Origin of the sequence: Rhodoluna sp., from assembly GCF_044239955.1 — a bacterium.
Classification (GTDB): Bacteria; Actinomycetota; Actinomycetes; order Actinomycetales; family Microbacteriaceae; genus Rhodoluna.
The window spans coordinates 1-14423 of sequence record NZ_JBIIAL010000001.1; the positions used below are offsets into that span (position 1 = coordinate 1).

Sequence of the window (14423 nt, forward strand, 5' to 3'; positions counted from 1 at the left end):
ATCAGCCTTTCTGGCACCCCGAGGAGCGTGGGCTGCCAAAATTCCCCTAGATAGCAACCTAGATAAAACTAGATGCTCACCAGCGGCACCAGTGAGCGAAGTCTCTGTCTTGTGTGGCAAGTAAACCTCCTAATTCTGTATTACTTGAATCTATCGTGACGGACCGACTGCAACTAAGGAAGTCGCCAAGGCTTAGTCACCAGTCATATCCCAGCGGGGGCTGACATATATCAGGACGCCCTCATAGGAACTGATTAAGGCAATCACACTAGAAGCAACGAAAGGCCCTGTACGAGGCATATATGGCCTCTGGAGATATCTAGAGTCGCCCCCCACGCCTAAACTTGGATACTGAACGATAGTTATGGGGGAGGTGACCAGTGGCTAACGAAAACCTGGGTAATGCTAAAAGAGCGAAGAACGACGAGTTCTATACCCAATATCACGACATCGAAAAAGAGATAAACGCCTACCTGGAATACGACCCAGATGTGTTCAAAGGCAAAACAGTCTTGCTCCCTTGCGATGACCCAGAATGGTCTAATTTCACCAAGTTTTTTGCTCAAAAGTTTCAAGACTTAGGTCTCAAAAAGCTTATTAGCACAAGCTACGCTCCAAACAGCAAGCCTCCCGAGGTACCGTATCAGCCGACCCTGTTTGAGATGGAAAACGAGAAGTTCGACGCTGCCAAGACACAGGCCAACGGGAAGATTTTCACGCTAACCAAGGACAAGACAGGCGACGGGGTTATAAACGTCGAGGATTTGGAGTGGACCTATCTTCAGGGTGACGGCGACTTTAGGAGTGACGAAATAATGAGGCTTCGGAACGAAGCAGATGTCATTATCACAAACCCACCTTTTTCCCTTTTCAGGGAGTTTCTAACTTGGGTAGTGGAGGCTGACAAAGACTTTGTAATTATCGGCAACATGAATGCAATAACTTACAAGGAAGTTTTTCCATTAATCAAAGACAACAAGATGTGGTTAGGCAATGGTTTTAGCAATGGAAACGCATTCTTTTCCTCTCCAACTTCGAGAGACTATGCCTCAGGTGTATTTGACGAGAGCACGGGGCTTCTAAAGTTCCGAAATGTCGTTTGGTTTTCAACTTTTGACCATGGACGGCGACACGAACCGTTAGCTCTAATGACAGAGGCATAGAACATCAAGTTCAGTAGACACCAAGGCATAAGAGATTCTGGATACCTAAAGTACGAAAACTATGAAGCAATTGAGGTTCCTAGAACCGAAGCAATACCTAGCGATTACTCAGGGGTTATGGGGGTACCGATTAGCTTTCTCAGCAAATACAACCCAGACCAGTTTGAAATTATTGGGAATGGACAAACGATGGCCAATGAGCTCGGAATCAGACCAATAGGTCAAAAGTTTGTAGATGACTATTATGCACAGGGGAATAAAGGTCAAATCAATTCCAAATGGAACAATCTGGTTTACCGAGTCGGGGAGAAAGTTGTTGTTCCGTATCAGCGAATACTAATCCGCCACAAGAAAGCAAACAAATGAAAACATCCCTAAAGAACTACTCGGTCCAGGCAATCTCTGAAGGGTTTGTGTATAACGAGCTCGAAGGCAAGGGCCTCTATGGGTTAGCAGGAAAGCTCACTATCCAACCTGAGTACCAGAGAAACTACATCTATGCGGATGGTAAGAGGGATGTGGCAGTCATCACCTCACTCCTCAAAGGTTACCCCTTGGGCCTCATTTACTTCAACAAGCCAACAGCCGACACATTAGAGGTTCTGGATGGACAGCAGAGAATTACAAGCTTTGGCCGCTTCATCACTGGCAAGTTCGCCATCAAGGACGAAAACGGTATGGAGCAATACTTCACAGGTCTAGCAAAAGACAAGCAAGAGAAGATTCTGAACTCCGAGATTCTTGTTTATGAATGCGAAGGAACCGAGACCGAAATCAAAGAGTGGTTCAAGACCATCAACACCGTTGGTGTTCCTCTAAACGAGCAAGAGCTGCTAAACGCTGTTTACTCTGGTCCATTCACGACCGCTGGTAAAGCCGAGTTCAGCAATAGCCAGAATGCCAACATTGCTAAGTGGGGCTCTTACGTTTCAGGTAGCGCTATTCGCCAAGACTTCTGGGAACGAGCCCTGGAATGGGTTAGCAAGGGCCAAGACAACATCGGCGGATACATGTCCGCTCATAGAAACGACACCAACATCAATGAGGTAAAGACTTGCTTCAATACGGTGATTGATTGGGTTTCAACAATCTTCAAAGATGTCGAGTCTGAAATGAAGGGCATCGAGTGGGGAAGGCTTTACGAGCAGTATCACACCACTCCTTATAGCCCCGATGAGCTTTCCAAGAAAGTCCAGGCCCTCTACGGAGACGGCTACGTGAAGAATCGCAAAGGTATTTGGGAGTTTGTCCTGGGGGATTCCAAAGACTTCAAGCTCCTGGATATTCGCATCTTCGACGAGCCAACCAAGAAGTCCACCTACGCTAAGCAGACTAAAGCCGCCGAAGCCAAAGGTGAATCTAACTGCCCTCTATGCGCCGAAGGTCATGAAGCCAACAAGGCTAAGCTTTGGAAGTTTGAAGAGATGGATGCTGACCATGTATCTCCCTGGAGCAAGGGTGGGGCAACGAGCCCAGAGAACTGCCAGATGCTATGCAAGACACACAACCGCTCGAAGGGAAACAAATAAATGGCGGCCCCACCAAAGCTTGGTTCGCTGAAGACCGTAGACATTAAAGATGTGTGGAAGAACGAGGCCCGAGACTTTACGCCTTGGCTACTTAATAACGCTGGGGAGTTGTCCGCTGCTCTCGGCCTGGACCTTGAGTTGATTCAAGCCGAATATCCAGTTGGAAAGTTCTCTCTTGATTTGATAGGTGCCATCTCAGGAACTCAAGACAGAGTAATTATTGAAAACCAACTAGGAACCAGTGACCACACTCATTTCGGTCAACTTCTAACGTATGCTGGTGGCACGGACGCCAAGTATGTTGTTTGGATTGCCAGCACCTTTCGAGACGAATACATATCAGCGATTCAGTGGCTGAACGCTGGAACTACCGAAGACATTAATTTCTATGCCGTGGAGGTTAGTGCTGTCCAGATTGGCGACTCAGTCCCTGCCCCACTCTTCAAGGTAGTTGCACAGCCCAATGAGTTCACAAAAGAGACTAGGGCAAGCGCATCTGCTGCAATTTCTGGTGAGCGTGGGCAACTTCAGATTGAATTCTTCACGCGTTTCTTGACGCGAGTTTCCGAAATCAGGCCCACCTGGACCTCTTCACGGAGGGGTCGCGCGCAGAATTGGCTTCCCATGTCAGCAAGGCTTCAGGAAGCTTCATTCGTTATTGCATTTACTGGAAAGGAGATGAAGTCCGAGCTCTCTCTCGTGTCTAGCGATGTTGACCTTAATTCTCAAAGATTTAGCTACCTTCAAGAACACGCTGATGAAATTGAGAAGTCATTCGGTGGTCAGTTAATCTGGCACTTCCCAGAGGGTAACAAACACTGCAGTGTTCGTGTTTCCGCTCCAGGTGATTTCATGAATCAGAACTCCTGGGACCAAGCAATCGATTGGTTCATTGACACGCAGACGAGGCTCAGGTCTGCTCTAGAGGTTCACTTACAGGCATTGAAGCGAACAACTTAGTTTCTTTGAGTACCAACCAAGAAGAGTGGACTAGGTACCCCAGTCACTTTTATTGCTGTGCCACATTTTTGTGCCATAACCAGCTCATGATTCCATAACTTCCGAGGTCAGATTTGGTAATCATCCATATCTAACCCCCGTTTCTCCTTGTGAGTACAGGCAGTAGAATTTTGCTTACAGCGGGCTATAGCGCAGCTTGGTAGCGCACTTGACTGGGGGTCAAGGGGTCGTGGGTTCAAATCCCGCTAGCCCGACCGCCAAATGTTAGTTCTTAGCCAATTGAGCTAATCCAATACAATCAAGCTATGCCGACAGCCAGGAAATCCAGCTTCCTCAAGGGTGAGGTTCTGAACATTCCGAACCTGCTTAGCTTTCTGCGGATAGCTCTTGTGCCGGTGTTTTTGTGGTTGCTACTTGATGAGATGTACTTGTGGGCCATTTTTGTGCTGATGGTTGCAGGTATTACCGATTTCTTAGATGGATACCTAGCTCGCAAGCTCAATCAAATGACCAAGCTGGGTAAAGTTCTAGACCCGGTGGCTGACCGACTATACATATTTGCTACCTTGCTTGCCCTTTCGGTAACAGGAAACATCCCTTGGTGGCTAGCTGCTCTGGTAATAGGCAGAGATGTTTTGATGCTGATTTCACTGCCAGCTTTGGCGTCTTTGGGATATGCAACCTTGCCAGTTCACTACCTCGGTAAAGCCAGCACCTTTGCGCTTTTGTACTCATTTCCGCTCTTGTTGATGGGCAAGATCTTCGTTGAGACCCAGTTCATACTGCTTCCCTTGGCCTGGGCTTTTGCTCTATGGGGGGTAGCACTCTATTGGTGGTCGGGGTTTGTTTACCTCTGGCACCTGATTTTGCTCTGGCGAGAGGACCGTGGTATTTCCACTAATCTAATTAAGAACAAAAGGGGAGCTTGAGATGGACAGCGAAAGACGCGATGAAGTCGAGAAAACCCTACGCTTCAATTCCGAATGGCTCAATGAGGATAATCCTGATCTAAACCCTGAGCACGCAGCTGCTGTGGGGGCCCTTCCTAGAGGCAATGCGCTATTGGTTGTCCGCCAGGGCCCAAATTCTGGATCAAGATTCTTGCTCGATGCCGACGTCACTACCGTGGGCCGGCACCCCGATTCGGCAATCTTTTTGGACGACGTGACGGTCTCGAGACGTCATGCTGAGTTCCGCCGTCACGGCAATTCTTTCCAAGTTCAGGATTTGGCATCGCTAAACGGCATCTACTACGATGGGGTGCGAATAGAAAGTGCCCTTCTAGAAGAGGGTGCTGAAATTCAAATTGGAAAATTTAGATTTACTTTTTACCAATCGAAGGCAGTAGGAACTAGCTAATGGCTCAAGCCCAATCCAATGTGAGAGCAATCTCTTCCTCTGGAAGATTGCTTACCATCGGCCAGGTGCTTGCAATTTTAAATCGCGAATTTCCAGACCTATCTCCTTCCAAGTTGAGATTTTTGGAAGAGCAGGGTCTTATCGAACCCCAGCGCACACCTGCCGGCTACAGAAAATTTTCCGAACAAGATGTTCAGCGCACCAGAGTAATTCTTGAACTTCAGAGAGATCAGTATCTTCCGCTACGAGTAATTCGCGATTACCTAGAGCAGCTTGACTCAGGCAAGACCCCAAACCTTCCTCAGGTTCAGGCATCGGTTGCGAAGCTTCAGCCAAAAAACCCAATCAAGCTCACCAAGGTTGCGCTCATGAGCGAAACTGGAATCAGCGCAGGCTTGTTGCAAGAGGCTCAGACGCTTATGTTGATCAACAAAGAACCCTTTGAAAGTGCTGACATGGAGATTGCTCGTGCGATTGTCCACCTGCAGCGCTTTGGTATTTCACCCCGTCACTTAAGAGGATTAAAGGCCTCTGCCGATCGCGAGATTGGAATTATTGAGGGTGTCGTAGCTCCCGTACTTTCCAAGAACGAGGCGGCTAGCAAGTCCAGGGCGACCCACTATGCCCAGGAAATAGAGAACCAGTTCGCGACCATTAGATCTGAGCTAATCAAGTCCGTCATCTCTAAGATCGACAAGTAAAAACCCCTTAATTTGGCGCTCGACACGCCGCCCTTACCGATTAACTGGCCTTGCTGACACTAAAGCGGGAGAATTGAAACATTCAACCAGCACAGAAAGGTTAGGCGATGTCTGAAAACGACGGTTTCAATAACGATATGTTGTTTACCGACGGCATGATCTCGCAGGACCCAAAAGTGGGTTACCGCGGAACCGCCGCAGCTTCCGCTAGCGGCATTAGCTACCGCCAGTTGGATTACTGGGACAGAACTGCATTAGTTCAGCCTTCTGTTCGCTCTGCAACCGGCTCCGGTTCACAAAGACTTTATGCTTTCCGTGACATTTTGGTTCTAAAGCTTGTTAAGAGATTGCTTGACACCGGTGTATCGCTGCAGCAAATTCGAATTGCAGTCGAGCAATTGCGCGCACAAGGCATGAATGACCTAGCTCGTATCACATTGATGAGCGATGGAGCCAGAGTTTATCTATGCACCTCACAAGATGAGGTTATTGACTTACTTGGCCGTGGTCAGGGTGTGTTTGGAATTGCGGTTGGAATAGTGCTTCGCGAGGTTGAGGCATCGCTTGTGAACATACAGACCTTGCACCTCGATGACATGGATGAATTAGCGGCCAGAAGAGCCAGCAGGAAAGCTGTTTAGGGCTCGTCTACTAAATCAAGTACGGTCTGAATAGCTCCGCGACGAATCTTGGCACCCTTGAGAACCCTGGTATTGCGCTTTGAGGAACGCTTGCTCGAATCTAGGTTTTGTGACTGGAATAACTTATCTAGCACCAACTCGAAAGACTTGCCGGTCTTGACTGCTACATCACCCGGCCAGCTATGAATTGGCCTGGCAGCACCTTGGGCTTGTTGGATAGCGGAGTGCTCCTCGATGGAAACAGAAAGTAAGTCTGAACCAAAAAGCTGCTCGAGTTCTGCTAGCCGGAACTGGTGTTCTTTGGATGCTGGAACGTAGCGATTGATAAGCACACCGAGCGTTTGCAAGCGACCCGCGGTTTGCTTGCTGATCTCCGTGATGGCACGGATGGCACGATCTGCTGCTAAAACAGAAAAAATTGAAGGCTCCGCCACAATCAAAACCCGATCGCTTGCCGTCCAGGCGAGCTGGGTTAGTCCATTCAAAGACGGCGGGGTGTCTACGATGACTAGATCGTATTCAGATTCCACTCGGCTAAGTGCTTCTTCCAGTCTCCACAGATCTCGTTTTGTCGGTGTTGGGCTGTCGAACTCGACCACCTTAGGACTTCCTGGAAGAAGATCCACCACACCAACAGAAGGTGACTCCCAGTCGCTTGCCACGATAGCTTTGATAACGGTGGCGTGCTTAGGAAGCTTTAGTACCTCGGCACAAGATAATTTCATTTCCCTGGTAGCCCCGAGGGCTGTGGTGGCATCAGACTGAGGGTCTAGATCAACCACCAGGGCTCGCAATCCTCTTGAGAGTGCTGCGGAGGCAAGACCTAGGGCAACGGTTGTTTTTCCGACACCGCCCTTTAGGGAACTCACGCTAAGTACATGCACCCAAATAGGCTACCTTTTTATTGAGTTAATGTATTTAAGCAAAACGGGCTTTTTCTGGCCCACAGAGGAAGACCATGTTTACCAAGATTCTGGTAGCAAATCGAGGCGAAATCGCTGTTCGCGCCTTTCGAGCTGCCTATGAACTTGGCGCCAAGACGGTGGCGGTTTTTCCATATGAAGACCGCAATTCAACCCATCGCCAAAAAGCGGACGAGGCATATCAAATTGGCGAAAAGGGACATCCGGTAGGTGCTTACCTAAACGTTGCTGAAATTATTCGGGTTGCCAAAGAGTGTGGCGCAGATGCTATTTACCCGGGCTATGGATTTTTATCTGAGAATCCAGAACTAGCCCAAGCTGCTCGTGAAAATGGAATTACTTTCATCGGCCCAAGCTCCGAGGTGCTGGAGTTAGCTGGCAACAAGGTAAACGCAATTGCCGCAGCAACCAGAGCTGGTGTACCAGTTTTGCAATCCTCTGGATCCTCAGAGAATCCAAAAGAGCTGATCAAAGCTTCCGAGAAAATCGGCTTTCCACTTTTTGTAAAGGCGGTAGCTGGCGGTGGCGGGCGCGGAATGCGCCGCGTCGAAGATCCTAAGGATCTGGCTGAGGCGATTGATCAAGCTTCGAGGGAGGCGCAAAGCGCCTTTGGTGATCCGAGGGTTTTTCTTGAGCAAGCAGTACTTCGACCTCGTCACATCGAGGTTCAAATCTTGGCTGACAGCCAAGGTAACGTCGTGCACCTATTCGAGCGCGACTGCTCTATTCAGCGCCGTAATCAGAAGGTAGTCGAGATAGCTCCTGCCCCAAACATCGACCAGGCGCTTCGTAAGCAGCTTTACAAGGACGCGGTCAACTTCGCCAAGGAGCTTGGCTACCAGAACGCTGGAACGGTTGAGTTCCTGGTTGAAACCAAGGGGCCAAACACGGGAAAGCACGTCTTTATTGAGATGAACCCCAGGATTCAGGTGGAGCACACCGTCACCGAAGAAATTACAGATATCGACCTAGTGCAGTCTCAGATGAGAATTGCATCGGGCCAGAGCCTCAAGGACATGGGACTATCCCAAGAAACCATTTCGATGCGAGGCTTTGCGATTCAGTGCCGCATTACAACCGAAGATCCTTCAGCAAACTTTAGACCTGACACCGGAAAGATAACCACCTACCGATCCCCAGGAGGAGCCGGTATTCGACTAGATGGTGGAACTGTTTCGGCCGGCTCTGAAGTTTCGCCACACTTTGACTCATTATTGGTAAAACTCGTTGCCAGGGGCTTAACTTTTGAGGCAGCTGTTGCAAGGGCTAGCAGAGGCCTTGCCGAGTTTAGAATCCGCGGCGTCAACACGAACATTTCATTCCTGCAAGGTGTTTTAGAGGATGAAACATTTGCAACTGGAAACCTGAGTACCGCATTCATTGATGAGCGACCTGAGCTAATGCTCACCAGGCCTTCTAAAGACCGTGGAACAAAGCTGCTGCAGTGGTTAGCAGAAACTACTGTCAACCAACCAAATGGCCCAAGACTTGGCTACAGCAATCCAGCCAGCAAGCTTCCAGCTGTTGACCTAACTACCCAAGCCCCGGATGGATCAAGGCAAAAGCTTTTGGCTCTTGGACCGGTAGCTTTTGCAAAAGAGCTTCGAAATCAAAAACACGTTGCAATTACTGACACTACTTTTAGAGATGCTCACCAATCACTTCTTGCTACGCGCGTTCGAACCAGAGATTTAGTTCAGGTTGCACCTCACCTCGCGAGACTCACCCCCCAACTTCTTTCTGTTGAAGCTTGGGGAGGAGCGACCTACGATGTTGCTCTTAGATTTCTAGCCGAAGACCCCTGGGAAAGATTGGATGCTTTACGCAAGGCGATTCCGAACATTTGCATTCAGATGCTACTTCGTGGTCGCAACACCGTTGGCTACACCCCATACCCCGAGACAGTTACTGATGCTTTTGTGAAAGAAGCGGCTGATTCTGGTGTGGATATATTCCGCATCTTTGATGCGCTAAACGATGTTGAGCAAATGCGCCCTGCTATCGAAGCGGTGCTGGCAACCAAGACCGCGATTGCAGAGGTGGGCATTTGCTACACCGGGAACTTACTGGACCCCAAAGAAGATCTCTATACGCTGGATTACTATCTGAAGCTGGCCGAGAAGATTGTGAGCGCTGGCGCTCACATTATTGCCATCAAAGACATGGCGGGACTGCTTCGCCCAGAAGCTGCCAGATTGCTCGTTACAGCACTTCGGGAGAAGTTTGAGTTACCGGTTCACCTACACACCCACGACACCGCGGGAGGTCAACTAGCAACTCTTCTGGCAGCCATCGACGCCGGTGTGGATGCGGTTGATGTTGCAAGCGCTCCAATGAGTGGCACCACCTCGCAGCCTTCCGCATCTTCTTTGGTTGCAGCTCTTGCCAACACAGACCGCGATGCTCAGATTCCACTATCTTCTTTTACCGAGCTTGAGCCATACTTCGAGGCAGTTAGAAGAGTGTATGCACCCTTTGAGTCAGGCTTACCTGCACCTACCGGTCGCATTTACCATCACGAGATTCCAGGAGGACAGCTTTCTAACCTTCGTCAGCAAGCTATTGCACTTGGACTCGGAGATAAATTCGAGCAGATCGAAGACATGTATGCGGCCGCCAACAAGATTTTGGGAAGGCCACCGAAGGTCACTCCTTCTTCGAAGGTTGTTGGCGATTTGGCTCTGCATTTGGTTGCAGTCGGTGCCGACCCGGAGGATTTTGCCAATAATCCGCAAAACTATGACATCCCAGATTCGGTTGTTGGGTTCATGGCTGGAGCCTTGGGCGATCTTCCTGGCGGTTGGCCAGAGCCTTTCCGGAGCAAGGTTCTAAAAGGAAAAAATGTCGATCTATCGCTAACAAAAGTATCGGCGGAGGACCTGGCGCTGCTTGAAGGAACAAGTGCCGATCGACGTGCGACCTTAAACAGATTGCTCTTTCCTGATCCCTACCGTGAGTTCAAGAAGATGCGGGAAAACTACGGCACATTGGATCAAGTGGACACCATTGATTTCTTCTATGGACTCGAACAGGGCAAAGAGCATGTAATTGAGCTCTCCAAGGGGCTGACATTATTTATTGGACTTGAAGCAATTGGAACTCCTGATGCTAAGGGCTTTAGAACCGTGATGGCAACGCTCAATGGGCAGCTACGTCCAATTAACGTCCGTGACCGAAAGATTGTTAGCGATGTGGTTAGTTCCGAAAAGGCAGACGCCTCTAAACTCGGTCACGTCGCTGCACCATTTCAGGGTGTTGTCACCCTAAAAACAGTTGCGGGGGCCAAAGTTGAATTGGGTCAGCCGGTTGCAAGCATCGAGGCCATGAAAATGGAGGCCACAATAACTGCCAGCATGGTCGGAACCGTGAAGCGCCTCGCTATTTCTTCTACTCAGTCTGTTGACGCTGGCGACCTAATCCTTGAAATTGAAGGCTAATTAGCGCACCTTTGGCATCTGCCTTAGAATTACAGAGTTGATTTTGAAACAGTGATTTAGGAGATATTTCTTGGCAAAAAAGAGTGACACAGGTTTCGGAGAAGACGGAGCCGGCCTTGGAGAAGACTCACCAAATGTTGACCCAGCAGACTTTGGTTCAATTGAAAACTCCGAACGCTCGATTGTTCCAAGCGAAATCGATATTTCTCCTGCAACATCGACCATTGAAATAGTCGCTGACACTAGCGCGAAAGACATAGAACCAGTTGCTTCTTCTGTCGAAGCGCCTGAAGAAGCCAAAGCTCGCTATTCCAGACGCGATAGCCTGCGTGGAGAGGTTTTTGACGAGCCAGAGCCAGCAGCCATGCTTACAGCAGACAGATTGCTTGATGCCTCAGCTAAGTTCCGCGCCGCTCCAGAATCTGGTTGGCGCCGTTTTGTTTTCTTTGCAAGCCTGAAGCTAATTAACTTAGGAGACTCACCAAAAGTTAAGGCCCGCAAGGCCATGGATGCTCGTATCGGAGCGCTATTAGAAGGTGGAACAAAGTTCATTCCAGTTCTAACCCGCAAGGGTGGAGTGGGAAAAACTACCGTCAGCACACTTTTGGGCATGGCTCTAGCTCAGGTTAGAGAAGACCGAGTTATTGCAATTGACGCCAACCCAGACCGTGGAACCCTAGCAGAGCGAGTTAGCAAGTCAACCAGGTTCACCGTGCGAGACGTAGTTAACAGGGCAGCTTCAATTGATGGTTTCGCAGATTTTTCCAACATGGTTTCAAGAGATGAAACCAGGCTGGACGTTTTGGCATCAGATGCCGACCCGATGCTTTCGGAAGCTTTCAACGAGGGTGATTACAACGTGGTTGCTGACATGGCAGCTCGTTACTACTCGGTAGTTATTACTGACTGTGGAACAGGTATTGTTCACTCGGTTATGAGACCGACACTTCAGCGTGCCAACACATTGGTTATTGTCTCCGGAGGTTCTGTTGACGAAGCTCGCTTGGCTTCAGAAACTCTTACCTGGTTAGAAGCTAACGGCTTCGGGGAGCTAGTTAGAAACTCTGTTGTTGCACTAAACACCGCAACCCAAGCAACTCTTTTGGTCAAGCTAGATGAGATCGAACAGCACTTTAGAACTAGGGTTCGCTCGGTAATTCGTATTCCTTATGATCCAGCGCTAGCTGCTGGATCGGTTATCAAGTTCAACGAGCTCAACAAGCTAACTCGTGAAGCAGCTAGAGAGTTAGCCTCTGAAGTTGTTGGTTCAATCACAAACCCGCTCTAATTCATGGCGGATAGGCAGATTCGACTGTTTGGGGACCCTGTCCTTAGAACAGTCTCTGATCCAATTTCCGAAATCACTGAGTCAGTTAGAAAGCTAGTTGTTGATTTAGAGCAGGCAACCGATTTACCAGGCCGGGCAGGAGTTGCCGCCCCTCAAATCGGCGTGAACCTTAGGGCCTTTAGTTATAAAGTCGACGGGGTAGTGGGGCATCTGATCAACCCCGCAATCGTTGAAACTTATGGTGAACCTGAGTTAGTTGACGAAGGTTGCCTGTCACTTCCAGAGATTTGGTCAAAGACCCCAAGGTATCCAAAGGTAAAAGTCTCTGGAACAACAATCCATGGTGAGGAACTGAACATCGAAGCCGAAGGGTTATTGGCTCAAGTTTTTCAACACGAGATTGACCATCTAGAGGGCAAGGTTTACCTAGATCGATTAGATTCCGAGGCTAGAAAAATCAGCATGGCAGCGCTTCGCGAAACCAGCTGGTTTTTGGCTAACTAGCTCGGAAGATTTATCGCATCCGAAGTAGTTGGGGCTCCGCCGTAGATCTTGTCAATTAGCGGGGAGAAATCTCTCGAGACCGCTTCGCGCTTGATCTTCATTGAAGGAGTCAGGTGACCCGATTTTTCTGAAAGCTCACTGTCGATGACCTCAAACTTCTTGATGGCTTCCGCATTAGAGACAGTTGCGTTTACCTCATCAACTGCTTTTTGAAGCTCCTGGAGTACCCTTGGGTTTTTGGCGGCTTGAGAAAGTGTCAGATCAGAAGGCTGACCGTTGTTTGCAAGCCACACCGGCATCATCTCTGGATCCAAAGACAATAAGGCCGCAACAAAAGGCCTTTGGTCGCCAATAACTACTGCCTGTCCAATTATTGGGCTAGCGCGTAGCGGATCTTCCAAGGCGGTCGGGGCAACGTTCTTGCCTCCTGCTGTAACAATTAGTTCTTTCTTGCGACCAGTAATGGAGATAAAGCCCTCGTCGTCAAGCTCTCCAATGTCTCCGGTTCTGAACCAACCATCTTGGATTGCGGCCTTAGTGGCTTCTGGATTCTTCCAGTAACCGCGCAAAACGTTCGAACCTTTCAAAAGAATCTCGCCATCATCGGCAATTTTTACCGCGCAACCAGGTAGAACCCTTCCAACCTTGCCAATCTTGGCATCAGATGGTCTTCCGATCATTGCGGGGGCGCTAGTTTCGGTAAGTCCGTAGCCTTCTAGAACAACTAGTCCGATAGATCGGAAGAAGTGACCCAATCTATCTCCAAGTGGTGCGCCACCAGATACCGCGTACTTAACTTGGCCACCCATTGCAGCTCTTAGTTTTTTGTAGACAAGGGCGTCAAACACTTTGTGCTCGAGCTTCAAAAGTAGCGATGGACCACCCTTGGTGTCTTGTGCTTTTGAGTAGTCAATTGCCACTTGCACTGACTTGCGGAAAATCTTGCCCTTACCGCCAGCTTCTGCTTTTTGCTCAGCTGAGTTATAGACCTTCTCAAATACTCTTGGCACTGCCAATAAGAAGTCTGGGTGGAAGGACTGCATCGACGCGGCAACCGTGGTGGTATCTGGCTGGTGCCCAACCTTGATACCTGCGTGCACGCAGAGAAGGGACACAAATCTTGCGTATACGTGAGCCAGCGGTAGGAACAAAACGGTAGCTTTACCTTCCTGGACAACTTCTGGAAGCTCCAGCATGGCGTTTTTGCAAAGATCCACAAAGCCTCGGTGCAGTAACTCACAACCTTTTGGCTTACCGGTTGTTCCGGAGGTGTAAATAATCGTCGCTAGCGAGTCAAGATTCTGTGAGCTACGAGCTTGCTCCAGCTGCTGATTGGATACCTCTCTACCCATGGCAACTAGCTTGACCAGCGGGTCATCGTCAAATTTCCAAACTTGTTTCACGGACGGCACGGATCCCTTGATAGTTTCGAATCGGCTTAGGTGATCCGAGGTTTCAACAAATAGCGCAACTGAACCAGAGTCCGAGAGCACCCATTCAATTTGCGCTGGGGCACTGGTTTCATAGATCGGTACGGATACTGCTCCAGCAAACCAGAGGGCGTAATCAACTAGAGCCCACTCGTAGCGGGTGCGGCTCATAATGGCAACGGCGTCGCCTGGGCGTATGCCGGTTGCTATGAAGCCCTTTGCTAGATCTTCTACCTGTTCCAGAAAGTCTTTTGCGCTGACATCGGTCCAAACACCAGGGGTTTTTTCGATTGCGAACAGCGGGATATTTGGAGTCTTGCGGACCCGATTTAGCAGTAGATCCGTAATGTTCTCATTTGACGCAGTCTCAACCAGGGAAGGCAGTTCGTAGGATCTCATTCGGGGCTCCTGTCAACGCAATTTTTGATAACTATAGACCCATAAGAGCTTGTTTGGGGACAAACTGACCCTGCCGAATTGTCGTTTGG

11 protein-coding genes, 1 tRNA gene and 1 pseudogene are annotated in these 14423 nt (G+C 49.2%); 11 read left to right on the forward strand and 2 right to left on the reverse strand.

The genetic code is table 11. The features are described from left to right. The first annotated feature begins 380 nt into the window (after positions 1-380). From AC9UFE_RS00005 to AC9UFE_RS00040, 8 genes and pseudogenes are all read left to right on the forward strand, one after another. Positions 381-1529, forward strand: a pseudogene (locus tag AC9UFE_RS00005) (adenine-specific methyltransferase EcoRI family protein). Further along, positions 1526-2692 carry an HNH endonuclease family protein gene (locus AC9UFE_RS00010; protein ID WP_509544348.1) on the forward strand — a complete coding sequence of 389 codons (1167 nt, stop codon included), beginning with the start codon at positions 1526-1528 and terminating at the stop codon, positions 2690-2692. The pseudogene AC9UFE_RS00005 and the gene AC9UFE_RS00010 overlap by 4 nt, the downstream one beginning before the upstream one ends. Continuing rightward, complete coding sequence (locus tag AC9UFE_RS00015; protein ID WP_509544351.1) at positions 2693-3652, forward strand: DUF4268 domain-containing protein; 960 nt, start codon at positions 2693-2695, stop codon at positions 3650-3652. Between the two features lie 180 nt (positions 3653-3832). After that, a tRNA-Pro gene (locus tag AC9UFE_RS00020) sits at positions 3833-3906 on the forward strand. A gap of 51 nt (positions 3907-3957) precedes the next feature. After that, positions 3958-4581 carry a CDP-alcohol phosphatidyltransferase family protein gene (locus AC9UFE_RS00025; RefSeq protein WP_509544353.1) on the forward strand — a complete coding sequence of 208 codons (624 nt, stop codon included), beginning with the start codon at positions 3958-3960 and terminating at the stop codon, positions 4579-4581. Position 4582: 1 nt separating this feature from the next. Continuing rightward, on the forward strand, positions 4583-5011 hold the full coding sequence (locus AC9UFE_RS00030; RefSeq protein ID WP_509544357.1) for an FHA domain-containing protein: 429 nt from the start codon (positions 4583-4585) through the stop codon (positions 5009-5011). Next, entirely contained in the window at positions 5011-5712 is a 702-nt protein-coding gene (gene ftsR / locus AC9UFE_RS00035) for a transcriptional regulator FtsR (RefSeq protein WP_509544360.1), read from the forward strand. Before AC9UFE_RS00030 ends, ftsR begins: the two co-directional genes overlap by 1 nt. A gap of 107 nt (positions 5713-5819) precedes the next feature. Continuing rightward, entirely contained in the window at positions 5820-6353 is a 534-nt protein-coding gene (locus tag AC9UFE_RS00040) for a MerR family transcriptional regulator (protein ID WP_509544362.1), read from the forward strand. Here the strand turns inward: AC9UFE_RS00040 and AC9UFE_RS00045 are convergent. Then, entirely contained in the window at positions 6350-7222 is an 873-nt protein-coding gene (locus AC9UFE_RS00045) for a ParA family protein (protein ID WP_509544365.1), read from the reverse strand. The genes AC9UFE_RS00040 and AC9UFE_RS00045 overlap by 4 nt on opposite strands. Positions 7223-7311: 89 nt before the next feature. Between AC9UFE_RS00045 and AC9UFE_RS00050 the strand changes: the two genes are divergently transcribed. The 3 genes from AC9UFE_RS00050 to def all read left to right on the forward strand — a co-directional run bounded on the left by AC9UFE_RS00050 (position 7312) and on the right by def (position 12505). Then, on the forward strand, positions 7312-10713 hold the full coding sequence (locus AC9UFE_RS00050) for a pyruvate carboxylase (RefSeq protein WP_509544368.1): 3402 nt from the start codon (positions 7312-7314) through the stop codon (positions 10711-10713). 70 nt (positions 10714-10783) lie between these two features. After that, positions 10784-12001 carry a MinD/ParA family ATP-binding protein gene (locus tag AC9UFE_RS00055; RefSeq protein ID WP_509544371.1) on the forward strand — a complete coding sequence of 406 codons (1218 nt, stop codon included), beginning with the start codon at positions 10784-10786 and terminating at the stop codon, positions 11999-12001. Positions 12002-12004: 3 nt separating this feature from the next. Beyond that, positions 12005-12505 carry a peptide deformylase gene (def, locus tag AC9UFE_RS00060; protein ID WP_509544373.1) on the forward strand — a complete coding sequence of 167 codons (501 nt, stop codon included), beginning with the start codon at positions 12005-12007 and terminating at the stop codon, positions 12503-12505. On the opposite strand, the gene AC9UFE_RS00065 is transcribed toward def, so the two are convergent. Then, complete coding sequence (locus AC9UFE_RS00065) at positions 12502-14334, reverse strand: AMP-dependent synthetase/ligase (protein WP_509544376.1); 1833 nt, start codon at positions 14332-14334, stop codon at positions 12502-12504. The two genes, def and AC9UFE_RS00065, sit on opposite strands and share 4 nt — an antisense overlap. Positions 14335-14423: the final 89 nt, after the last annotated feature.

Coding starts and splice junctions, on each gene's coding strand:
- AC9UFE_RS00010 (WP_509544348.1), top strand. CDS start 1,526: ATGAAAACATCCCTAAAGAACTACTCGGTCCAGGCAATCTCTGAAGGG.
- AC9UFE_RS00015 (WP_509544351.1), top strand. CDS start 2,693: ATGGCGGCCCCACCAAAGCTTGGTTCGCTGAAGACCGTAGACATTAAA.
- AC9UFE_RS00025 (WP_509544353.1), top strand. CDS start 3,958: ATGCCGACAGCCAGGAAATCCAGCTTCCTCAAGGGTGAGGTTCTGAAC.
- AC9UFE_RS00030 (WP_509544357.1), top strand. CDS start 4,583: ATGGACAGCGAAAGACGCGATGAAGTCGAGAAAACCCTACGCTTCAAT.
- ftsR (WP_509544360.1), top strand. CDS start 5,011: ATGGCTCAAGCCCAATCCAATGTGAGAGCAATCTCTTCCTCTGGAAGA.
- AC9UFE_RS00040 (WP_509544362.1), top strand. CDS start 5,820: ATGTCTGAAAACGACGGTTTCAATAACGATATGTTGTTTACCGACGGC.
- AC9UFE_RS00050 (WP_509544368.1), top strand. CDS start 7,312: ATGTTTACCAAGATTCTGGTAGCAAATCGAGGCGAAATCGCTGTTCGC.
- def (WP_509544373.1), top strand. CDS start 12,005: ATGGCGGATAGGCAGATTCGACTGTTTGGGGACCCTGTCCTTAGAACA.
- AC9UFE_RS00065 (WP_509544376.1), bottom strand. CDS start 14,334: ATGAGATCCTACGAACTGCCTTCCCTGGTTGAGACTGCGTCAAATGAG.